General features: G+C 59.0%; 13 protein-coding genes and 1 pseudogene. 9 read left to right on the top strand and 5 right to left on the bottom strand.

Features of this window, described 5'->3' with window-relative positions; genetic code table 11:
* Nucleotides 1-3 precede the first annotated feature (3 nt).
* The 3 genes from dld to CFR78_RS12375 all read right to left on the bottom strand — a co-directional run bounded on the left by dld (nucleotide 4) and on the right by CFR78_RS12375 (nucleotide 5,090).
* Complete coding sequence (gene dld / locus CFR78_RS12385; RefSeq protein WP_181417540.1) at nucleotides 4-1,755, bottom strand: D-lactate dehydrogenase; 1,752 nt, start codon at nucleotides 1,753-1,755, stop codon at nucleotides 4-6.
* A 32-nt stretch (nucleotides 1,756-1,787) separates the two neighbouring features.
* On the bottom strand, nucleotides 1,788-3,269 hold the full coding sequence (locus CFR78_RS12380; protein WP_110581199.1) for a carbohydrate porin: 1,482 nt from the start codon (nucleotides 3,267-3,269) through the stop codon (nucleotides 1,788-1,790).
* Nucleotides 3,270-3,755: 486 nt separating this feature from the next.
* Nucleotides 3,756-5,090: a sensor histidine kinase gene (locus CFR78_RS12375; protein WP_034930155.1), complete on the bottom strand. Its 1,335-nt coding sequence runs from the start codon at nucleotides 5,088-5,090 to the stop codon at nucleotides 3,756-3,758.
* A gap of 337 nt (nucleotides 5,091-5,427) precedes the next feature.
* Between CFR78_RS12375 and CFR78_RS12370 the strand changes: the two genes are divergently transcribed.
* Complete coding sequence (locus tag CFR78_RS12370; protein ID WP_034930153.1) at nucleotides 5,428-7,707, top strand: TonB-dependent receptor; 2,280 nt, start codon at nucleotides 5,428-5,430, stop codon at nucleotides 7,705-7,707.
* 448 nt (nucleotides 7,708-8,155) lie between these two features.
* A complete protein-coding gene (locus CFR78_RS12365; RefSeq protein WP_034930150.1) occupies nucleotides 8,156-9,901 on the top strand; it encodes an oleate hydratase in 1,746 nt (581 codons plus the stop codon).
* A 182-nt stretch (nucleotides 9,902-10,083) separates the two neighbouring features.
* Here the strand turns inward: CFR78_RS12365 and CFR78_RS12360 are convergent, their stop codons facing one another.
* Nucleotides 10,084-11,571 (bottom strand): HAD-IIIC family phosphatase, encoded by a 1,488-nt coding sequence (locus tag CFR78_RS12360; RefSeq protein ID WP_240471385.1) that lies wholly within the window; start codon nucleotides 11,569-11,571, stop codon nucleotides 10,084-10,086.
* Between the two features lie 634 nt (nucleotides 11,572-12,205).
* Here CFR78_RS12360 and CFR78_RS16050 point away from each other — a divergent pair.
* Complete coding sequence (locus tag CFR78_RS16050) at nucleotides 12,206-12,493, top strand: hypothetical protein (RefSeq protein WP_146221289.1); 288 nt, start codon at nucleotides 12,206-12,208, stop codon at nucleotides 12,491-12,493.
* On the opposite strand, the gene CFR78_RS12355 is transcribed toward CFR78_RS16050, so the two are convergent.
* The gene (locus tag CFR78_RS12355) at nucleotides 12,459-14,774 is read right to left on the bottom strand and encodes a TonB-dependent receptor (RefSeq protein WP_084149661.1); all 2,316 of its coding nucleotides are present in this window, start codon (nucleotides 14,772-14,774) and stop codon (nucleotides 12,459-12,461) included. The genes CFR78_RS16050 and CFR78_RS12355 overlap by 35 nt on opposite strands.
* Nucleotides 14,775-15,344: 570 nt before the next feature.
* Between CFR78_RS12355 and CFR78_RS12350 the strand changes: the two genes are divergently transcribed.
* The 6 genes and pseudogenes from CFR78_RS12350 to CFR78_RS12325 all read left to right on the top strand — a co-directional run.
* Nucleotides 15,345-16,358 carry a LacI family DNA-binding transcriptional regulator gene (locus tag CFR78_RS12350; RefSeq protein WP_007397977.1) on the top strand — a complete coding sequence of 338 codons (1,014 nt, stop codon included), beginning with the start codon at nucleotides 15,345-15,347 and terminating at the stop codon, nucleotides 16,356-16,358.
* Nucleotides 16,359-16,481: 123 nt separating this feature from the next.
* Entirely contained in the window at nucleotides 16,482-17,417 is a 936-nt protein-coding gene (locus CFR78_RS12345; RefSeq protein ID WP_034930148.1) for a sugar phosphate isomerase/epimerase family protein, read from the top strand.
* Nucleotides 17,414-18,457, top strand: a complete 1,044-nt coding sequence (locus tag CFR78_RS12340; protein WP_034930146.1) for a sugar phosphate isomerase/epimerase family protein — start codon at nucleotides 17,414-17,416, stop codon at nucleotides 18,455-18,457. Before CFR78_RS12345 ends, CFR78_RS12340 begins: the two co-directional genes overlap by 4 nt.
* A gap of 14 nt (nucleotides 18,458-18,471) precedes the next feature.
* Entirely contained in the window at nucleotides 18,472-19,569 is a 1,098-nt protein-coding gene (locus CFR78_RS12335; protein ID WP_034930163.1) for a Gfo/Idh/MocA family protein, read from the top strand.
* 42 nt (nucleotides 19,570-19,611) lie between these two features.
* Nucleotides 19,612-21,276, top strand: coding sequence for a GMC oxidoreductase (locus tag CFR78_RS12330; protein ID WP_034930143.1), 1,665 nt, complete (start codon nucleotides 19,612-19,614; stop codon nucleotides 21,274-21,276).
* Nucleotides 21,277-21,360: 84 nt separating this feature from the next.
* Nucleotides 21,361-22,110: pseudogene (locus CFR78_RS12325) on the top strand (IS3 family transposase); the annotation flags it as partial.

Genomic DNA, 22,110 nt, shown 5'->3' with positions numbered 1-22,110 from the left:
CGGTCAGGACATGCTCTGCGCCTGCCAGTTGCGGCGCTTGGTGGTCTTGCCGATACCGGGATTGAAGCAGTTGCAAGGATCAAGCGCGCGGTAATGCTGCTGCAGTGCTTCCGGCGCCGCGTACAGGTGCCCGTAATTATGTTCCGCCGGGTAGCGCGCGCCACGCTGGTCCAGAAGGGCAAGCATCTGGGCCTCGATCGGGGCGCAGGCATTGCCCTTGCGCACGATATAGTCCTGATGCATGACGTGACACAGGAAATGCCCGTAATACAGCTTGACGATCAGCTGGCGGTCCAGGCCGGATGGCAGGGTTTCCTTCCATCTGCGGTCATTGCGGCGCAGGGCGACATCCAGGGCCACGATATCCTCCACCGTGCGGTGATGCGTGGCGCGGTAGCGGATGGCGGCACCCGCCGCGGCAAAGCGGTGCAGGAAGGCCTTTGCTCCCTCATCGGGCGTGCAGGCAAAATAGCGCGTGCCACCGCGTGCGCAGAAACCGTCAAGGAATGTCCGTGCCTCCGCTTCCAGATGGCTGCCGACTTTGAGCATGAGATGATGTTCAAAGCGGTCCCGGAAGTCATACATGCGTTTGGGCAGGTGGCGGGGGAACAGGCGGCTTGCGGCCTGCAGCAGCCGGTCGCTCATGTTGCCGGGCAGGAAGGGAAAACGTTCGGTCAGCCGGTCAAAACGGTTCTTGAACGCAAACAGCATGGGCAGGCGGCGGGTGCCGATGGCACGGATGATCAGAAACGTGTCCTTGCCATATTCCTCGGCAATGTCGAACGCATCGCGGTGGATGTATTCACCCGCGATCGGCAGTTCGGAAAACGCGGTCAGGATATGGCGGCGGATATCTTCCAGTTCATCGGGGTTGTTGGTCCCGATATAGAAAACGGCAGGATTGCGTTCAGCCGGGAACGTATCCAGCCGGACGGCAAACAGCGCCATGCGCCCCGCACATCCCGCCCCTTCAAACAGGCGGGCGGGATCGGCATTGTAGCGGGCGGGCGTATTGGCATCGACATCACGCACATGGGTTGCGTAATTGTCGTCATGTCCCTTCCCTGCGTTCCAGTTTATGGCGCTTTCGGCAATCACGCCATGATCCAGGGTGCCCAGTATCTCCTCCGGGTCCGTTCCCAGTTCAACCCCGAGGTGATTGACCAGATGCAGCGTGCCCCTGTCATCCACCTGCGCGAATACCGACATCTGGGTAAACGCCGGGCCACGCTGTACCAGCGCACCGCCGGAATTGTTGCTGACCCCGCCAAAGACCGCCGCCCCGATGCATGATGACCCGATAACCGAATGCGGTTCACGCCCCAGCGGGGCCAGCGTGCGCTCAAGCTGGTCCAGTGTGGCGCCCGGCAGGCAGATCACCTGCCTGCCCCCGCCAATGACGAATATCTTTTTCAGCCGCATGCCGCTTACGATGACGATATCACGGTCATAATCATCCCCGTCCGGGGTCGAGCCACCGGTAATGCCGGTATTGGCCGCCTGCATCAGCACGATCCTGTCCGCCCTGATACAGGCCTGCACCACCTGCCACTGCTCCACCAGCGTGCCGGGATGGACCACCGCCAGCGCCTTGCCCAGCCCGAAGCGGAACCCCCGGCGGAACGGCAGCGTCTGCGCCGGATCGGTCAGGACATGGGCATCTCCCACAATCCGGCGCAACTGCCGGACAAGGGGGTCATGGGCCGCATCCGGCGCGGCCGTGCGCGAAAACAGTGATTTCAGGACGGTGAACATGTCGTGTCTCCTCCTGTTCCATCGGGAACGGGTTACAGGGTGCCGATAACTTTCAGCCCCACCACTTCGGCATTGGGAATGTGCGCGGTCTCGCCGGGGCGCATCATGTACTGGAACTCGGGCTGGACCAGGATTCCGGGATAGACCGGCACGCCGTAATAGGCTTCCAGCACGGCGGCATGGGTCTGTGGCCCATTGACATGGGCGCCCAGCGCCATGCCCGCATCCATGCGCAGCTGCTGGCCCAGTTCGGTACGCGGACTCATGCGGTAATAGGAATACATCACGCCAAAGCGGTCATGCGGGCGATGGGGAATAATGCCCAGAAGGGATGAACCGACATAGAATTCATCCGATATGACCGATACATCGGGCGTATTGTGGATATAACCGGCCAGGACATATCCACCCGCCATCTGGCTGGCCCCGCCCTTGCGGTATAGCATCTGGTCGGCTTCCAGATAGAAGGTATCGCGGGCTTCCCCCCCGTGGGGTCGTATGGCGCTGCCGGCCGGAACATCGCCAATATTATCGGCATAGCGGGTGGTGTCGTGCGCAAAACCCAGCACGTAATGGCCAGGCAGTTTCCGGGGACCGAAAAAGGGCTGCCACGCGAATTCAACCGGGATCATGAGCCCGGTGCTTTTTTCTCCTGCCCATGCCCAGCCGCTTATGTCCTCGTTCAACGGGCTGACACTGTAGGCGCCGATCTGGACAAGCGTGTCGCGCGTTGGGCGCAGGCGCACCCGGCCGCCCCACGTCGCCTTGGGATAGACACTGAAGCCTGCGTCAAGCTTGATGGCCACCGGGGCCGAACACGTCATCATGAAACTGCACAGAAGCGGTGACGTGGCAAACACATGGGTCAGCGCCATGCGCCCGAAGGCCAGGTCAACCGTGTTGTGCAGGAAGGATTTCTGCGCGTACATATCGGTCAGGTGCGCCACCGAGTGACCGGACAGGCTGTACACTTCCATCAGGCTGATATTGTAATCACCCACCCGGTCATGCGAGACCTCGCGGCCCACACGTTCCATAAGCAGGGTGTGGACCGTCCAGCCCGTAAAACCGAACAGGCGGCCCAGGTCAAACTGGGTCTGCAGTGTCAGTTCATGAACATAATCCATGCCACGCGATATGCCGCCCCCCACATCGGCCATGGCCTCACCCTTGTAGGTAAAGGCGAAGGTGATCCCCCGGTTCTGGAGACGGGAACGCAAGGCCCCGATCTGGGGCAGGATATGGCCTGGTGCCTCGGATGACGCATAATACCCGGCCGACAGGTCACGCACGCGCAGCGCATCCTCGCGGTTGGTCAGCAGGATGGACAGTCCTTCGGTCCTGAAAATACTGTTAAGACGGGTAGAAACACTGGCATGCGGCGCCGCGGGCGTTTCACGCGCCTCCGCATGCGGTTGCGACACCAGTAAACCGGACTGTGTCCGTGCAGCATGGTCGGGAACAGGTTTGCGCGCCCATGACAGGTTACAATAAAAACTGACCACAACACACATAAGAAGCCAGAAATTTTTGTATAAATGGTAAAACCAATCAGGTGATGCGCATCCTGTTATTTTCGGGATACGAAACATGAAATGTTTTTTAAAATTTATTCTCCCCTGTCATCAACACACGAAATGGGGAGTGACGCCTTCGTTACCTAAAGAATTTCAAAAAGAGTGTGATACGCAGCGTGTCATTGATTTTTTATAAATACTTTAAACTTGAAATTTTTATCTTACCGGATTCTTGCATGCATGGGATGCAACGGTTCCGTCAACCTGACGCGGCACTGTACCCTCTGTTCAGGATACAAAAACATATCCATGAAAAAACCATTAAAATTTATGTATTTGAATTCTTTAATCTGACGATTACTTAATGTTTTTAAACACAAATCCGTACAAGCCCCCTTCTACGGGTATGGTTTCCACATATTCATCATGCCAGGCAGAACCGGAAAGCGCGTCCCCCTGCATACGGTCCATCCCGTCGCGTTCCTAACTGATTTCGACAGCAGGAAAACGGACCGATACGACAAAGCCCCGGCTGCTGCCCGGAACAGGCGAGGCAATCCGCAGTTCCGCATCCATCTGCCGGGCAATATTATTTGCAATCGCAAGGCCCAGGCCGCTTCCCTGCACGCGGGTTGCGCCACGGACAAACGGGTTTGTCAGCCGGGCAGCCACCGATGGCGGAAGGGGGGCGCAGTCATTGGCAATCAGCACGCGCCCGTCCCGCTCCAGTGTCAGGCGCACGGGCTGGCTTGGCGCGCTATGGATCAGGGCATTCTCGATCAGGTTCCGGAACAGGATGCCAAGCGCATCCATGTCACCGTGGATGATGAAGGCTTTCATGTCCGCCGTATCCATTTCGATACGGTGACTGTCCCGGGCGGGCGGGTCCATGTCATCAATAAGAATATGTACGATCGGCAGCAGGTCCACACGCTCACGCCGGAAGGCCATGCCGGACGAGGCACGTGAGAACTGCAGCAGTTTTTCCACGGTCCGGCCCAGCCTGCGCGTACGCGTGGTAATCACCCTTACACGGGCCACAAGGGCCGGGTCGGGGGCCACGGCGGTTTCCAGTACCTGGGCCTGTGCCAGCAGGGCGGCAATGGGGTTGCGCAGTTCGTGGGCCGCACTGGCGGCAAAGGCCCGTTCGGTGGAAAGTGCCGTTTCCAGCCGGGACAGAAGGGTATTGACGGCGTGCTGGATGGAAATCAGTTCAACCGGCAGGTCCAGCGATGCAATGGGGCGCAGGTTGCCGCTGCCACGCGACTGCATCTCATCATGCAGGCGGTCCAGCGGACGCAGCGCACGCCGCACGATCAGGCGCACCAGCACCCATATGACAGGCAGGAAAACCAGTATCGGCACAACCGCCATGGCCGTGGCACGCCATGTGGCACCACGGCGGTGCAGGTTGGGTTCCCCCACCAGCACACGATAGGCCGTGGTGGTGGGCGCCGCGACATATACCCTGAAGGTGGGGGTGTTGGCAAAGCCCGTGCGCATGTCGGCCACGAAGGGCTGCACGGGCGCATTCTGGGACCGCAGCACGACATGCCCGCTGCGGTCCACGACCTGATAGGCAAGCGTCCTTGGGCCGACATCGGGCACCCAGGCAACATTGTCCGGTCGTGGTCCCTGCAGATGGGTGACGGTCGTGGCCTGCAGGCGTTCGGACACTTCCTGCAGGGAATTGTCCAGCCGCTCCGTTATCTCGTACCGGGTGAAACCGGCCACAGCCATGCTAAGGGCAAGAAGACTTACGGTGACCACGCTCAGGACACTGCTGACAATGCGGGTCGCCAGGCTCCAGTGTTTCATGTGAATGCCCCATCGGCAGGGCAGTCCCCACGGCCATGGACTGGCTTGCCGACCGTATTGCCCGGTTGCTGGTACCGGCGGTTTGCAGAAGCCTTCATGATATTGCCTTCTCCATCATTATCAATGGGTAGGGCGCGCACCACGGTTCCCGCTGGCGGACGGACCATCCTGTCCGTTACTGATTCTGAATATCATGAATGAACATCGGATGGGGGTTTGGACCATATCGTATGGAATTCATGAATTGTTGCATTCTGCAACAGGACTTTTTTGACATTGCAATTCATTATCACTTGCGTGATAAGCGGGCGAGTCCTGTCACTATGCGAGTCATGAAATGAGCCTGCGTGCGTCCCTTCTGGTTACAATCTGCGCGTCCAGCCTCCTGGCGGAGGCTGGAGGTCCTGCGGTTTCCATCGCCCTGGCTGATGAGGTGCCGCCGGTAACAGGCAGGTCGCAGCCAGCCGCCGGGACAGTCACAGGCCACCCCGCCGCTCGCGCCAGGAACGCAGGTCAGGGCACTGCGGCGCACGGCACAACGGATGCCGGCAATGCGGACAGCAGGCACGAGGATATTGTCGTGACCGCCGCACGCAGAAACCGCATGTATGTGACAAGCGGCGGCGATCTGGGCGCACTGGGCAACAAGAAGGGGCTGGATGTACCCTTCAACATCCGCAGCTACAATTCCAGCCTGATCCTGAACCAGCAGTCACAGACACTGGGGGATGTGCTGCTCAACGATCCCACCGTGCGCACGACCATGGGGTATGGCAATTACGCCCAGCTGTTCCAGATCCGCGGCTTCACGCTGTATGGCGATGACGTGGCGATTGACGGGCTGTATGGCGTGACGCCACGCCAGCTTGTCTCGCCACAGCTTTACGATTCCGTGCAGGTGCTCAACGGTGCCAGCGCCTTTCTCAACGGTGCGGCACCGGGCGGGTCGGCCATCGGGGGCAATGTCAACCTGATTCCCAAACGGGCAGGTGCTACGGACATTACGCGCATTACCGGTGACTACACCAGCAGCGGCCAGGGTGGTGGCGCCTTTGACATAAGCCGCCGCTTTGGCAAGGACCGGGCCTTCGGCTTCCGCTTCAACGCCGCGGGCATGGATGGCGAGACAGCGATCAAGGGCGAGCGGCATGATGACGTGGCCCTGGGTGTCGCCTTTGACTGGCATAATGACGACACACGCATCAACATGAACATGAACTACCAGAAACAGCAGGTTTTTGGTGGCCGCAGCGCGATCATCGTCTCCAGCCTGGCAACGGACATGCCTGCGCCCAAGGCGACCTCCCCTTCCGAAAACTGGGGGCAGCGCTGGGCCTATACCGATCTGTCCTATCTGTTCGGAACGTTCAATGTCGAACATGATTTTGGCAGCCACATCACCGCTTACAGCAAATTCGGCGCCCAGAGCGGCAACGAGATGGGCAACTACGCCACCACCACGCTCACAAACTCCGTAACCGGTGCCGGTACCGTCGGAGCCATGGCCGACGCCTATAATGTGATGAACGAGGCCACGCAGGCTGGCGTGCATGCGCATGTCACCACCGGCCCGATCAGACACGAGATCAATGCGGGCGGCTCAGCCATATGGGAAGAATCGGATGCCGCCTATTCCATGAGCCTGGTCTCCCAGGCGGGCAACATCTACCACCCCACGCAGTTCACTCCTTCCGAGACCTATAGCGGGGGCATCCTGAACAATCCCGGACGCGTGTCATGGAACAAGCTGTACAGCCTGTTCCTGTCCGATACGATGACATTCTGGCATGACCGCATCGCGCTTACGGGGGGCTTCCGGTATCAGGATATCCTGTCGGATTCCTTCGCCTACGGTACGGGCAAGCTGAGCACCCATTACGATGCGGCGGCGTTCTCCCCGGTCATCGGCCTGGTCATCCATCCGGTCCGGCATGCGGCCCTGTATTTCAACCGTATCCAGGGCCTGTCCGCCGGGCAGACGGTGGGGTCGACCTATGTCAATGCCGGGCAGGTTTTCGCCCCTTACCAGAGCACCCAGTACGAAGTCGGCGCCAAATACGATATCGGCCGCTTTGCCGCGGGGGTCGCCTTTTTCCAGACGTCCATGCCCTATGGCCTGACCGAGGCATACGGCAATACCGGGCAGGAAATCTACACGCAGGATGGCCGGCAGCGGAACCGGGGCATGGAACTGACATTCAATGGCGAGATTCTGCGCGGCCTGCGTTTCAACGGCGGGCTTACGCTGATCGACGCGAAGCAGACACACACGGCCGGCGGCACCTATGATGGCAAGACGGTCATTGGCGTGCCGAACTACACCATCAACGGCAATCTTGAATATGACGTGCCCTTCATCAAGGGGCTGACGCTGGTCGGGCGTGTCATCAGCACGGGCAAGCAGCAGTTCAACAATGCCAATACGACGCACCTGCCCGCGTGGTCCCGGTTCGATCTGGGCGCACGCTACACGTTCCTTGCCGCCAGCAAACCGCTTACGGCACGCTTTGAGGTCGATAACATCGGCAACCAGCGCTACTGGGCTTCGGTTTACGAGAGCGATCTGGTGATGGGGGACCCCGAGACCTTCAAATTCTCGATCAGCGCGGACCTCTGACCGGCGGGACGTCGACCCGCCGCGGGGTGGGGCCTGCAATACCCCCTGCCCCGCACGGCCTGTCCCGCCTGCCTGGCTTCATCAACGAACAGCCAGTCAAAACCCTGTTCGTGTTCCGGCCGGGCAAAAAAGGAAGGCCGTGCCGCCCACCACCCGTGCCTTACGCCAGCGCGGGATCATCGTTGGCGCCCCCATCCATAACTGCATCAGTCACAATGCTGGCATGCCCTGTATGCCTGTCCTGCATGGGATAAGGCCCGATACCCATGCCTTCCGCCATCAGGACGAAGGGCAACCGGCCTTACCCTGCCGGACAACACTGTATCCCACCCGCGCGCAGTTGACGCACGTCAACGACAGCCCTGACAAAGACGCCTGTTGTAATCGGCAACATTTACCATATGGCACATGGTCGCCCACGACCGCGCCAGGCAGAGGCAGGCAGTTCATGAGATACGCCCACAGCAATTTTGAAGCCTTTGTACGCCCGGCCCGACCTGCCGGGATCGGGAACCGCTCGGCGTGGATCGTGGGCGGCGGGCTGGGGGGCATGGCGGCTGCCGCCTTCCTGATCCGTGATGCGGGCATGACACCATCACGGATCACCATCCTCGAGGCATCGGATGCCGACGGCGGGGCGCTGGATGGCGCGGGCAACAGCGAAACCGGCTGGCTTATCCGTGGCGGCCGGGAAATGGAGGAACAGTTCCAGTGCCTGTGGGATCTCTACCGCTCCATCCCCTCGCTGGAGGAACCTGACGCTTCGGTGCTGGATGAGTTCTATCGCCTCAACCGGGCCGATCCCAGCAGCAGCCCGATCCGCGCCATGTGCGGGCGGGGACAGAAACTGCCGGATCGGGACCGGCTGACCCTGACCGGCAGGGCACGGCGGGAAATCATTGCCCTTATCCTTGCCGATGAAAAAACGCTTGATGGCAGGACCATCAGCGATGTGCTGTCCGACGATTTCATGAAATCGAATTTCTGGCTGTTCTGGCGCTCGATGTTCGCGTTCGAGACATGGCACAGCGCGATCGAGATGAAGCGTTACCTGGCCCGCTTCGTCCACCAGATACTGGGGCTGAAAGACCTGCACACACTGAAATTTACAAGATTCAACCAGCAGGAATCCCTCAGCCGCCCCCTGGCAACATGGCTTGTCAGTCAGGGCGTCATCTTTCGCCATGGGGTGCGGGTAACCAACGTTCTTGTTGATACCACGGGCGCAAAAAAGGTTGCGACCCGCATTGACTGGCTGGAAAGTGGGCAGTCCGGCCATACGGATCTGGGTGCAGATGACCTGGCTTTCGTCACCAACGGCTCCATGGTGGAAAACGCCCGCTGGGGCGACCACCATACGCCCGCGCCGCTGGATACCACCATCGGGGAGGGCAATGTCTGGCAGCTATGGCGCAACATGGCAGCGCAGGACCCGGCCTTCGGGCGGCCCGACGTGTTTTGTGGCGATACCACGCGATCACGCTGGGAATCCGCCACCGTCACCACGCTGGATACGCGCATCCCTGCCCTGGTACATGAGGTGACGGGGCGTGACCCGTTTTCCGGCCGCACCGTTACGGGAGGCCCCATCACCATAAAGGATTCCGCGTGGCTGATGAGCTGGGTCGTCAGCCGGCAGCCGCATTTCAAGGGCCAGCCGCAAGGGCAGATGGTGGCGTGGCTGTATGGCCTGTTCAGCAACGTGCCGGGCGATTACGTAAAAAAACCCATGCAGGACTGCACGGGAGAGGAAATCACCCGCGAATGGCTGTTCCATATGGGCGTGCCCGAGGACCGGATTGATGACATGGCCGCCACGGGTGCGATCACCCACCCGTGCATGATGCCCTTCATTACCGCGCAGTTCATGCCGCGTGCGACAGGCGACCGGCCAAAGGTGGTGCCGGATGGCAGCCGCAACCTCGCCTTCCTCGGCCAGTTTGCCGAAACCCCGCGCGATACCGTCTTTACAACGGAATATTCCGTCCGCACCGCGATGGAAGCGGTCTATACACTGCTGGACATTGATCGTGCCGTGCCGGAAGTTTTTGGCAGTGTATATGATATACGCATGCTGCTGCAGGCGGCTGCGGAACTGCGGGATGGAAAGAAGGTTCCGGCTTCAGGCCTTCTGCGCCACATCACGGATGGTACTGAAATCGATACCCTGCTGGAACGCTACGGACTGATCTGAAGGCCCCGTCCGTGCATGCGCGCATTTGGCCAGCCGGAGCCTGACATGGCCCATCCGGCAGATACCGCATGCACGGCCGGTTTTTTCTGTTCCACATGACTACTGCATATTCTCAGCCCCGCACATTTCCTGAACACAGGCATACGCGGGGCAGTTACTGTAACTGTATTCCAGAGCGGATTTCACATTTTCAGCGTTATGTGGGACGGCGCGATACAGGTTTCATTTCCTTCGATGGAAAACATCATGGAACCGGAGCCATCATTATTCCTGCAATGAAAGCCAGCGGTTTCATATAATGCCTGACATGGACCGTTATCCCTGCTTTTTATCATAACACCATTCACGGCTCCGACATGCGTGCCCTTACGTATTGCATTCACAATGCCAGCCAGGACCGAATACTCTATATCCATCCCCATGACGCGACAGCTCATCAGGAACTGCATGATGGTATGCCCCAGCACATACACAACCCCCACAAGGCCATAGTCGGCAAATCTGTCTTTTACGGAGAACGTAAAAATCAAGCCGCCGCCTGACAGGAATTCTTTTATTTCCGCATGGGTCCACCGCTTCCCTGTCGTATTGAACTGGTTTGTCCTGTTGGTCAGTTCCATGATGCGGCCCAGATTCCGGTCTGCTTCATGATCCGCTCGGGAAAGACTGACTTCCGTACCAAGAGAGTCCAGGAATTCCCCACGGGTTTTTGCATTACGGACCTGTTCGCGCGCAATCTGTCCTTTAACCATGACTTCACGCCGTGCGGATTCATCTGTCAGATGCAGGACCTGGGTCTCTGCCGACCATAACAGAATGCGACGCACCAGATAGGGGTTACTGCCAATCACCCGTATGTCGGGCAGTGCGGCGCGCACGGATTCACGTTCGACCGGATTATCGTCAACAAATACGACATTCCGGGTCTTTATGTTGAATATATTGCATATTTCCTGAATGTTTTCCGGTTTGGGCTGCCAGTTAATCCGAACGGCCGCAAAATCATCCAGCGACAGGAAACCGGGCTGGACAACACTGTCCCATCTGTCCTGCACAAGAGCCAGGTCATTTTTTGAACAGATCGCCACCAGAATGCCACGGGCACGCAGATGATGGATTGCCTCCCATATGCCCAGTGGCCAGCCATCCGTTCTGGGCCAGGGCTGACGGTCGGGGCGATAGTCCTCGGCAATCTGCCCGCGCCACAGGGTATTATCCAGATCGAATATGACCGCCTTGACCTGATCCATCTGCCGGACCGTGCGGTATGTTGAGACCATCTGCTCATAAACGGCAGCAAGCAGTTCCGCCTGATGGGATTCATAGACCGTATCAAGCGCCGGAATGGCTTCGATACGGTGATGGGGCGGACGGTCCCATTCATCCTGAAAGAAACTGGCACCATGAGAATAGAAATACACCATGTCATCCAGGAAGTACTGCTTTCCCAGACTGTTTCCTATGGCATCGACATCACACAATATGACATTGTCATATTTGCGGATGCATTGTGCAAGATAGGCATTAAGGTCACGGACAACCTGCGCAAGATCACCCGCCCCGTGCCTCTCATCCAATGAGAGCGTTATGTTCATCTGCGGAACGGCAAAATTGGCGACAAATGTCAGAAGGCCGTGAGACCGATTATAACCCAGCGCGGAATCCAGCATTGTATCCAGAATGCCATAGCCATCTTCACGGATCTGTCTGAGAAAACCCGGCTGGCCCAGCCGTATTGCCCATATGATCCTGTCCGTCAGGATTGACCGCAGTGGAATCTGGACATATTGAAAATCATAACCGTCTGCCGCCGCCGGTGGCTGGTCCGGCAGGCTGCCCGCGTAATTGAACGCGATATAATCGAACCGTATGTCAGGATACAGGCGGCTGAACTGTTCATAATAAAGGGCGGTCAGACAGGAGCCGACAAGAAGTACGCGGCTGATTCCCGCAGGCGTTACACTCAACTCGCGCGGAAACAGAAACCCGGCAGGCTTCATGGGCGCGGAAATCTTGATGGTCGGCCGAAGTAAAGAATACATGTCCGGGTCCGACACGGCCTGCAGAACGATTGCCCCGTCATCCCCTGCCCGGACCTGCTGCCACATGGGTACCGCATGCATGTTATAGAGGACAAGGCGGCCGCGCCTGATATCCCACCTGGCTTCGTTCGGATGTTCATGCCCCACGATGCCGCCATCTGGTCCAAAGCGCATGGTCGTGGTCAGGGGCCTGCCCGCACCCGGGCCGAAAGTCCAGTCTCCTGTCTGCAGCCGGGTGCGGATGGAAGCAATCTGATTGTTCATGACCATTCTCGAAGCAGTAGAACTGATTTCCTCCGGGCGAGGAAGAAAAATGCTAAGAGAATATTCTTTTTCAAATGTTAATACAGTTTACTGCCTCTTTCCCGCAGGCATCGTCCTGCTCTGCCATGCGGAAAAACAGGCCTGTGCCAAGCATATCGCACAAGGCCTGTATGGTGTTTTCATGAAATATTTACGGGGTATCGCCTGTCAATACAAAGGCGACACCCGGACTGTGCACGCCCGCGCAGCCTTTAAAATGCCGTGGAAATGGTTCCTGTCATGCTGAAGCGTGGTTCCACATAGAACTGTGCCCCTGTCGAGCCCGCAATACGCTGGCCATTCAGCAGCGTTACGGCATGATAGTTATCCGTAACCCCAGTTGTTCCCGTGCGCACCATCGAGCCGGTCAGATTGGTGAAATTAAGCCGGAACGTCGGTGACTTTGCCACCAGGAAGGGAGAAAACCGGTAACCCAGTGAAATGGTATCCGTCACGTAGCCCGGTATCCGCTCATCCCCCACCAGCGTGACGGACTGGGGACCGGTGTAATGGACGGTCGCATTGGCAAAAAAGTGCTTGTTATCATAGGTCAGGCCAAAATTGGCCATGACATGGGGGGCCATGATGGCTTCCTTGCCCCTGGTCGGCAGGTAGGACGTGCCGTACTGGACATTTGAGTCCTGATGGGCATTCAGGTATTCGAATGAAACATAGGGACTGAAGTGATGTATCGGGTGTGTAGACAGCATGATATCAAAACCACGCGCCGTCTGATTACCGGCATTGATCGTGCTGTATGAATTATTGGCGTTATAGACACTCAGCAAACGGTTTGTAATCGCATAATTGAACAGGGAAAGATCAAGCATCATGTAACGGTTGTTATATCGATACCCGAGTTCCTCCTTGATGGAATACTGATTGCGCGGCAACGCGGCATTCTGTGAAAGATTGCTGGGATCGGGCGCACGAAAGTCACCCTGGGCATCCACATAAATCTGATGATGACGGTTGATTTCATAAGATACTGAAAAACGGGGGAGCGGCACAGTGGAATTGGAACCCATATTGGCGTGGGTAAGGTAGTTATTGAACCAGTAATTGATCATGGCAAATTTGAACCCGGCCGACACCACCAGACGGTTCTGCAGGTAACGGGCCGTGTCCTGGATGAACAGCGCATGTATCTGGTCACCCGTCTGCTGGTTTGCGGAATAGTCGCGTTGTCCGTCCCTGAAATACGCGGTCGACAGGTTGTCAGGGTCAATAGCAAAACCATTCTGGTTTACCGCGCTGTTTGGCCCCCACTGCCTGCTTTGTGTATAGCCGTACCAGTACCCCAAAGTGACCTGATTATGACGAGAAACATCATAGGTCAGCTTGACCGTGGCCCCGGTGGTGGGCGTACGCTGGTCATAATAATTGACCGAAAGCTGGGTGGGGGAGACAGCGGTGCCATTGGCGTAGGTCAGGCCCGAACCGGCCTCGCCCGAGGAAGACGAACTCCATCCACGGCCATAGGCAAAATAGGGTACAAGATCAAATTGCAGCCGATGGGTCAGGCGAAGATGGACCGGCAATGTAAGAAACAGTTCATTCCACGGGCCTTCACGATGACTGCCCCAGAAATCGGTGCTGTTCGGGTCACTGCTGCCGCCCCATGTACCGGTTCCATGCTTCTTGGCATAAAACTGGTCGGCTGTGGGGTAATTATAGATCCCGTAACGCTCCTGGTTCCAGGATGCGAAGAACTTTATGTAGGAATCGGTGCCGATATCCTTCTGCGCGCCAAAATCGATATGTTTCTTGTCAGAAGCACCGGCACCAATCCAGTTATCGGCATGTGTATGCGAAAATGAAAAGAACGTGCGCAGGCCGGTCCTGCCAATGTCACCGCTTTCCAGACGGATGAACTGCCGCGACATGTCATTGGTACCATAGGAGAAATCAACCAGACCACCATATTTATGGCTGGGTGTATGGGTTGCGACATTCATCACCCCCAGCGCTGCCGACGTTACCGGCTGGTCAATGGCTGACGTGCCGGGCGTGACTTCGATACGGTCCATGTTTTCGGTATCGATATCTTCCTGAATATATTCCGTACCCGATGTCACAACCGCGCCATCAATCAGCAGCGCCATGTCCCCATCGTTCAGACTGCGGCTTTCAATCGAACCGCCGGTCATGCCCGATGTATCCTGGGTGGACACATTCAGGCTGGGCAGGTTTTTTACCATATCCAGTGCCGTACCGGCCGGGCTGCGCATGTCCATGAACTGTCGCGTAACGGTCTGGATACTATGCGATGCGGTCTCCCGACGCATCATCCCGCCGCCGCCCGCACGGCCTGAATTCACATTCAGGATTTCCGGCGTCGCCGTTGACCGTACCGCCCCCGCGGGCTGCTGCGCACCAGCCCGGGCTGGTGCCACATGCTGGCGCGCCGGACGGGATGCATGACGGGTATCCGCCACCCTGTCCGGAACCTGTGCATGCGCTACCGTCACGAAACCTGTCGTACCGAAAAGAAATGTTGCTAATAGCCAACGTCTGCCATGCGGCATAACACCCACAATCATATCGAACTCCCCACCTGGAACGATCGTATGCCTGACCTGACGCAGGGCCGCGTCATCAGGAAACAGCATACACGGGAAACGATTGCCATGATTCCAGCCAGAGAGTCTATCGCGCAGCAGATTCATTTTTAAAACTAAGTTTCTTATTTTGTTGTTTATTTATAATAAAAATACGTATTTTCTGATTTTTCCTGCCGGAAGATCGTCAATGCGGAGAGATAAAATAACCAATTATCATTGCATTAGGACAACGTATGGCAAACGATGGCAATGCCGGTTCCCTGTCATGTGATCCGCGGCGCGGCCAGGGTAAAAACCCATATTTGCAGGGCAGGTGTTGCGGATTGACTACAGTCACCGGCATCCGGTCGCTCCTGCCCCGCACGCGATGCAGATCAATCCGGGATGCATCTTCACTCCGGCTCTCGACCTGAAGGCGCAAGCACCATATCCTGTCGACCATCGCCATCCGGGTACGAACCGGACCCGCAGCCCGACCCCTCACACTGCGGAAACAAGGCATTGACGGCAAAAACCTAAGGAGACACCGGAACGGTGGCCAAGCGTGTAACCCTGGCGGATCTGGCGGAACAGACCGGCCTGAACATTTCCACAATAAGCCGCGCGCTTTCCCGGCCAGACCGGGTCAGCACCGAGACGCGGCGACTGGTGGAAAAAGTTGCATCCCAACTTGGTTACGCAACGAATATTGCCGCGCGCAACCTCAGCCGTGGCACCTCGGATACCATTCTGGTCCTGGCGCCCAGTTTTGAAGGACAGGCGATTTCCCCCGTTTTCACCCAGATCCTGCTGGGCGTCTGTGAAGAAGCGAAATCCCTGGGCCTGAATGTCATGCTGCAGCAATGCCTGGGGCAGACCGTTTCGGCCAGCGATGTCATCCGGCATCTGCAGACCGGCGTGGCGGACAGCGTGCTGCTGGTGGCGGTTGAAAACTGGCTCCCCCCCACGGATGGGCATGCCGGGGAGACAATCCTGCCCGTCGTGAGCATTTTCCGGGATCTGACGGCCTCCGGCCTGACCAGCGTCATGACACAGGAAGCCGATGGATATGTTGCAATCGTCGACCATCTGGTCGCGCGGGGGCACCGCCAGTTCGCCTTTGTGTCCGGTCCCGAAGGGATGCACCATGAACAGGTCCGTTACAATGCCGTCAGGCACAGGCTGTCCCAGCTGGGACTGGACAGGAAACTGGTCCGGCTGGAAGGGGGGCCTTTTGACATGCCTTCGGGCCAGAAGGCTGCCGAATCCTTCCTGGCCCTTAAAAACCGCCCCTCTGCCGTCATCTGCTGTAGCGACGCACTGGCTCTGGGCTTCATGCATGCGATTCTGGACAGTGGCCTGCGCGTGCCGGACGATGTGGCCATAGCCGGCTTTGATGGCATGGATTATACCGCGTTCACCACCCCCAGCCTGACCACCGTCATCCAGCCCACGCTGGAGATCGGCCGCGTTGCGGTGCAGGTCCTGACCGACCTGCATAACGGCAGGATCACAACCCCCCGCCTTGTCGCCCTTGCCCCCAGCTTCGTGATTCGGCAGTCGACCTGACACATGCATTACAGGTTGCGGCAAACGTTTGCATTCCCGAGGCATTCCTGTATGTAGGATTCCGGCATTCATTGCACTCAGTCCACAAAGCCACCGGGAACAGGCTTCAGGGAGCATGCGCAGGTGAAAATCGGAACGGACCTAGTTACCTTCTACAATCCCGCGTTCTGGGGTGTTACGACAGAGGCGGACATCACCGCTCTGGCCCAGGCGGATGGCCGGGCATTCTGGACCCGGCTGCTCGATACCCTGCACATGGCGGGCATAACCGGCATTGAACTGACATTCCCCCCCTTCGACCAGATGGGCGCGGTGGCGGCCTTTACCTCGGAAGCCGCATTGAAACATGAACTGGAAATCAGGGGGCTGGAAATATGGTCGTGTTTCTTCCCTGCCCTTGACCGTATTCCGGTAGACCGTTACGCCGATGCCGAAGCACAGATTCTGGCCGATGTCACGGCCGTAGCCCGCTTCCTGTCCGCCATGGGGGGAACCGTGCTGGTAGCCGGCCTTCCCTGCCGCAGGACGTTCCTTTCCGATCCTCCCGGCTTTGTGGACCTGGCTTTTGCAACCCCCATTGCCGGGCTGCTCAACCACATGGGGTTTGCCGCCGCCCGGCATGGCGTCACACTGGCCATCCATACGGAAGCCCACACCGTTGCCTGCGCCCCGCGTGATGTGGACCTGTTCATGCTGCTGACCGACCCGCGCTATGTCTCCCTCTGTCCGGACCCGGCCCATATCGTTCTGGAAGGGGGCAATCCGGTGGATCTTGTCGCCCGCCATCGTGAACGGGTGGTTGCGATGCACTGGAAGGACGCGACCCGTGCCATGCCGGTTGATACCCCCATTGCCGAGGACATCCATACCCGACACCGCGCCTATTTCTGTGAACTTGGCAACGGGCAGGTCGATTTCAGGCAACTGGCGCAACAGCTTGCCGGTGCGCCGCGGCTCTGTGGCCCCATTCTGGAACTGGATGCCTGCGCTGATCCCGTGCCGACACTGCGGCGGGGCATGACGTTTATCGAAACACTGGCCCAAAAGGGTGCGGCATGAAGGGGCCAGGCATTTTTGTTGCCCAGTTCATCGGACCGGACGCCCCCTTCAACACCCTGCCCGGACTGGCCCGCTGGGCCGGGGGCCTGGGTTACAGGGCCCTGCAGCTTCCGACACATCTCGATCATGTCTTCAATCTGGAACAGGCCGCAGCCAGCCAGGATTACTGTGATGAGATACGGGGGACACTGTCGGAATACGGTCTTGTGATCTCGGAACTGTCCACGCATGTTCAGGGGCAGTGTGTCGCGGTCCATCCGGCATATGATATCCTGTTTGACCGCTTTGCGCCCCTGTCGGTACGGGGCAATGCCGCCGCACGCACGCAATGGGCGTGTTCCCGGCTTGGTCTGGCGGCGCGGGCTTCGGCACGGCTGGGACTGCAGGCGCATGTCACCTTTTCCGGTGCGCTGGCGTGGCCCTACCTCTACCCCTGGCCACCACGCGACAATGGCCTGATCGATCTGGCATTTTCAGAACTGGCGGCACGCTGGCGGCCCATTGTCGACGCATTCGAGGATGCAGGCATCAACCTGTGCTTTGAACTTCATCCGGGCGAGGACCTGCATGATGGGACAAGCTTCGAGCATTTTGCCGCGTTGCTGGGCAACAGGCAACGCTGCGCCATCCTGTATGATCCCAGCCATATGCTGCTCCAGCAGATGGATTACCTTGCCTTCATCGACCTGTATCATGACCGGATTGGTGCGTTCCATGTAAAGGACGCCGAATTCCGCTCCACCGGCAGGCAGGGCGTCTATGGCGGCTTTGCCGACTGGCGTGACCGAGCGGGCCGCTTCCGCTCCCCCGGTGACGGGCAGATTGACTTCGGCGGCATTTTCTCACGCCTGACCCAATACGGTTATGACGGCTGGGCCGTTCTGGAATGGGAATGCTGCCTCAAGGCCGCCGCACAGGGCGCGCGCGAAGGCGCCCCCTTCATACAGCGCCACATGATCGAGATGTCCCGGCAGTCCTTTGATGATTTTGCCGCCAGTCCCCTCTCCGATCAAGAGCGGCAACGCTGTCTCGGCCTGTAAGTGTGGAGCACGACATGAAGACATGGCCCGTCGGCATGATCGGGGGCGCGCCCGGTTCCTTTATGGGGGATGTCCATCGGCGCGCGCTGGCCCTGACCGGACAGTTTTCGCTGGTTGCCGGATGCCTGTCGCGGCACCCGCAGCAGGCGCTTGAGGCCGGGCAGGCCCTGGGGCTGGACCCGGCGCGGGCCTATACCGACTGGACACGAATGGCGCGGGAGGAAGCCGCCCGGCCGGATGGCATTGCCCTTGCCATTATCGTTACACCGAACGCCATGCATCTGCCCGTGGCCGCGGCCTTTCTGGATGCGGGCATCCCGGTGCTGTGCGAAAAACCGCTGGCACTGACACTGGAACAGGCACGGCATTTCGCCATTCGTTTCGAAGAAAAAACAAATGACATGATCATGGCCTATACATACAGTGGCTATGCCATGGTACGGGAAGCGCGCCGGCTGGTACAGACAGGCGCGCTGGGTGCGCTCAGGGGCATTCAGGTCGAATACCTGCAGGACTGGCTTGCCGATGCCGACAGCGATGGTGGATGGCGGCTTGACCCGCGTACCGGTGGCGCGGGCGGTTGTGTGGGGGATATCGGCACGCATGCCTTCCATCTGGCGGAATTCGTGTCCGGCCTGCGGTGTGAAGCCCTGTCGGCCCGGATCTCGCACCTTGTAGCCGGTCGCGCCGTGCCCGATGATGCCCAGATCCAGCTCCGCTTTGCCGATGATACGGTAGGCGGCCTGTGGGTCAGCCAGGTTGCCACCGGCTGCGGCAATGCCCTGCGGCTGCGCCTGTTTGGCGAGAAGGCCGGGCTGGAATGGAATCAGGAGCAGCCCGATACGCTGGTCCTTTCAACCATGGACGGCTGTCAAACCCATATCGCACGCGCTGGCAGCGCGGTGCCGACCCCTTCCCTCCTGCCGCGCGGTCATCCCGAAGGCTATCTGGAAGCCTTTGCCCGGCTTTATGCCGATACGGCGGGCCTGCTTGGTGGCCACAATGCGCCGCTGCTGCCACGTCTGGACGCGGGGCTGAGAGGACAGGAATTCATCGAAGCCGCGCTGGAATCCGGCGCACGATACGGTGCATGGACCGCACTGCGGACATAGCCATGTGGCCTGTCCCTATTTTTGCACCATCAGGAATGGAATATGACCGGAACAGGATACGATGTCATTGTCGTCGGATCGGGCGCTGCTGGCGGTTTTGCAGCGAAAACATTGACGGATGAGGGCCTGTCCGTCCTTGTGATCGAGGCCGGACGCACGCTTTCGGACAGAGACATCAAACCCCCGCGCGGGGGCAAGCAGGACAATATACAGCTTTTCCCCCGCATCAAGGCCACGCTGTCGGGACAGCATATCCAGTCCCGCGTGGCCTTTTTCAGTGAAACGCTGAAGCATCTTTTCGTCAATGACCGCCAGCATGGCTATACCACGCCAAAGGATGCCCCGTTCCTGTGGATACGCGGGCGGCAGACCGGCGGCCGGCTCCATACCTTCGGGCGCGTCCTGTTCCGCTGGTCCGATTATGACTTCAGGGGTGCCAGCAAGGCAGGGGGCGGCGTGGACTGGCCCTTTTCCTATGCCGATCTTGCACCGTGGTACGACAGGGTGGAAACCTTCCTTGGCATCCACGGCACCCGTGACGGGATTGAAACGGCGCCAGATGGCGTCATGGCCCAATCGACCCCCCTTACCCCGGAAGAACGTAGTTTTCGCACCGCGGTCGAGACCCGCTGGCCGAACCGGCATGTCGTGCCATGGCGCTTCAACCCGCATAATGGCAGCCCGCTGTCCAGTTCCCTCCAGGCGGCCATGGCAAGCGGCAGGCTGACAATACGGTCGGATGCCGTGGTGCGCGAAGTCCTGACGGACCCGGCCTCGGGACGCGTGACCGGCGTAGGCTATATCCAGCGCCAGACAGGGGAAGCACGGGTGGCGCATGCAAGGGCCGTGGTCCTGTGTGCTTCCCCCATAGAAAGCGTGCGCCTGCTGCTGAACTCGCGCAGCCGTCTGCATCCTGACGGACTGGGCAACAGTTCCGGCATGCTGGGCCGCTATTTCATGGACCAGTGCCCAAGCCTCATGTTCGGACGCTGGCCTGCATCCTGCCGCGAGGGACAGGATGAACCGCTGCCCACCCATACGCTTTTTGGTACGACCGGGGGCCTGTACATCCCCCGCTATGAAAACGCCTGCGGCGCGCATGACCCTGCCTTCATGCGCGGTTACACGTTCCAGGGCTCCATCGGCCGCCATGCCAGGTCGGACGGCGCGGATGTACCGGTCACGATAATGGGCTTCGGGGAAATGCTGCCCTACCGCGACAATGCGATCACCCTCGACCCGCGCCGACGCGACAGATGGGGCGTTCCCCTGCCCCATATCCGCTGCGTTCCGCATGCCAATGAACGCGCCATGCTACGCAAGCAGATCCGTGACTGCGCGGACATGATCGAAGCGCACGGGGGCCACGTCGATTTCTGGGCATCCCCACTGGGCCTGGGGGAAGGCGATGCCGGACTGTATCCTGACAAGCCGTTCCCCATACGCTGGTTCATACGCCAGATGTTCCCCCGCAGCATGACAATGGGCGCCGCCATTCATGAAAGCGGTGGCGCACGGATGGGCAATGACCCGGCCACATCGGTGCTCAATCCTTTCTGCCAGGCATGGGATGCGCCCAACCTGTATGTAACCGATGCATCCTGCTTTCCCTCTGGCGGGGCGCTGGGCACGACACTGACCGTCATGGCCGTAAGCATGCGGGCCTGTCACCATCTTGCCAGCGAACTTGGGACTGGCCGCCTGTAGCCGTTCATTCCAGTCGGGAGAGGTGGTCCCCATTTTTCGGACAGGGCGATAAGCTATCATCTGGCCTGAACGAGGACGGGTTTTATGGGCAAGGTTACGCGGAAACGGTATGCGGCAGAGTTCAAGTCACGGGTTGCGCTGGAGGCGATCCGTGGGGAACTGACGCTGGCGGAACTGGCTTCGAAACATGGCGTGCATCAGACGATGATCGCCCAATGGAAGCGCCAGGCGATCGAAGGCATGGCAAGCCTTTTTTCTGGTAAGTCAGTAACGGAACCTTCAGTCAGCCCTGCTGATGTAGAGAAACTGCACGCCAAGATCGGCCAGTTGCTGGTGGAACGGGATTTTTTGCGGGATGCCTCTGCTCGGTTGGGCGTGATCAGAGGCGGCAGATGATTGACCCGAAGAGAGCATGCCTGCCGATAATCCGGCAATGCACGCTGCTGCAACTCAACCGGTCGGGCGTCTACTATCGGCCTGTGCCACAGAGCGAAGCCAATCTGGAGCTGATGCGGCTGATCGACGCCCAGTTCCTGGAAACGCCGTATTATGGCTCACGGCAGATGACATGGCATCTGCGCCGCCAGGGACATGAAGTGGGCCGCAAGCGGGTCCGGCGGCTCATGGCGATCATGGGCCTGCGGGCGATCTACCAGAAGCCGCGCACGACCGTGCCCCATCCGGAGCATCGGAAATATCCATATCTGCTACGGGATCTGGTCATCAATCGGCCTGACCAGGTCTGGTGTTCCGATATCACATATATTCCCATGAAACGGGGATTTCTCTATCTCGTGGCGATCATGGACTGGTTCACGCGCAAGGTCCTGTCCT

The organism is Komagataeibacter rhaeticus (assembly GCF_003207855.1).
Lineage (GTDB): Bacteria > Pseudomonadota > Alphaproteobacteria > Acetobacterales > Acetobacteraceae > Komagataeibacter > Komagataeibacter rhaeticus.
The sequence above is the reverse complement of the archived record's forward strand: the minus strand, read 5'-3'. Positions and strand labels throughout refer to the sequence as shown.

Excerpts from the sequence above, each read along its gene's own strand:
- CFR78_RS12340 (WP_034930146.1), top strand. The coding sequence starts at position 17,414 with ATGAAGGGGCCAGGCATTTTTGTTGCCCAGTTCATCGGACCGGACGCC.
- CFR78_RS12380 (WP_110581199.1), bottom strand. The coding sequence starts at position 3,269 with ATGTGTGTTGTGGTCAGTTTTTATTGTAACCTGTCATGGGCGCGCAAA.
- CFR78_RS12335 (WP_034930163.1), top strand. The coding sequence starts at position 18,472 with ATGAAGACATGGCCCGTCGGCATGATCGGGGGCGCGCCCGGTTCCTTT.
- CFR78_RS12365 (WP_034930150.1), top strand. The coding sequence starts at position 8,156 with ATGAGATACGCCCACAGCAATTTTGAAGCCTTTGTACGCCCGGCCCGA.
- CFR78_RS12330 (WP_034930143.1), top strand. The coding sequence starts at position 19,612 with ATGACCGGAACAGGATACGATGTCATTGTCGTCGGATCGGGCGCTGCT.
- CFR78_RS12360 (WP_240471385.1), bottom strand. The coding sequence starts at position 11,571 with ATGCTGGATTCCGCGCTGGGTTATAATCGGTCTCACGGCCTTCTGACA.
- CFR78_RS12355 (WP_084149661.1), bottom strand. The coding sequence starts at position 14,774 with ATGCCGCATGGCAGACGTTGGCTATTAGCAACATTTCTTTTCGGTACG.
- CFR78_RS12375 (WP_034930155.1), bottom strand. The coding sequence starts at position 5,090 with ATGAAACACTGGAGCCTGGCGACCCGCATTGTCAGCAGTGTCCTGAGC.
- dld (WP_181417540.1), bottom strand. The coding sequence starts at position 1,755 with ATGTTCACCGTCCTGAAATCACTGTTTTCGCGCACGGCCGCGCCGGAT.
- CFR78_RS16050 (WP_146221289.1), top strand. The coding sequence starts at position 12,206 with ATGACCATTCTCGAAGCAGTAGAACTGATTTCCTCCGGGCGAGGAAGA.
- CFR78_RS12370 (WP_034930153.1), top strand. The coding sequence starts at position 5,428 with ATGAGCCTGCGTGCGTCCCTTCTGGTTACAATCTGCGCGTCCAGCCTC.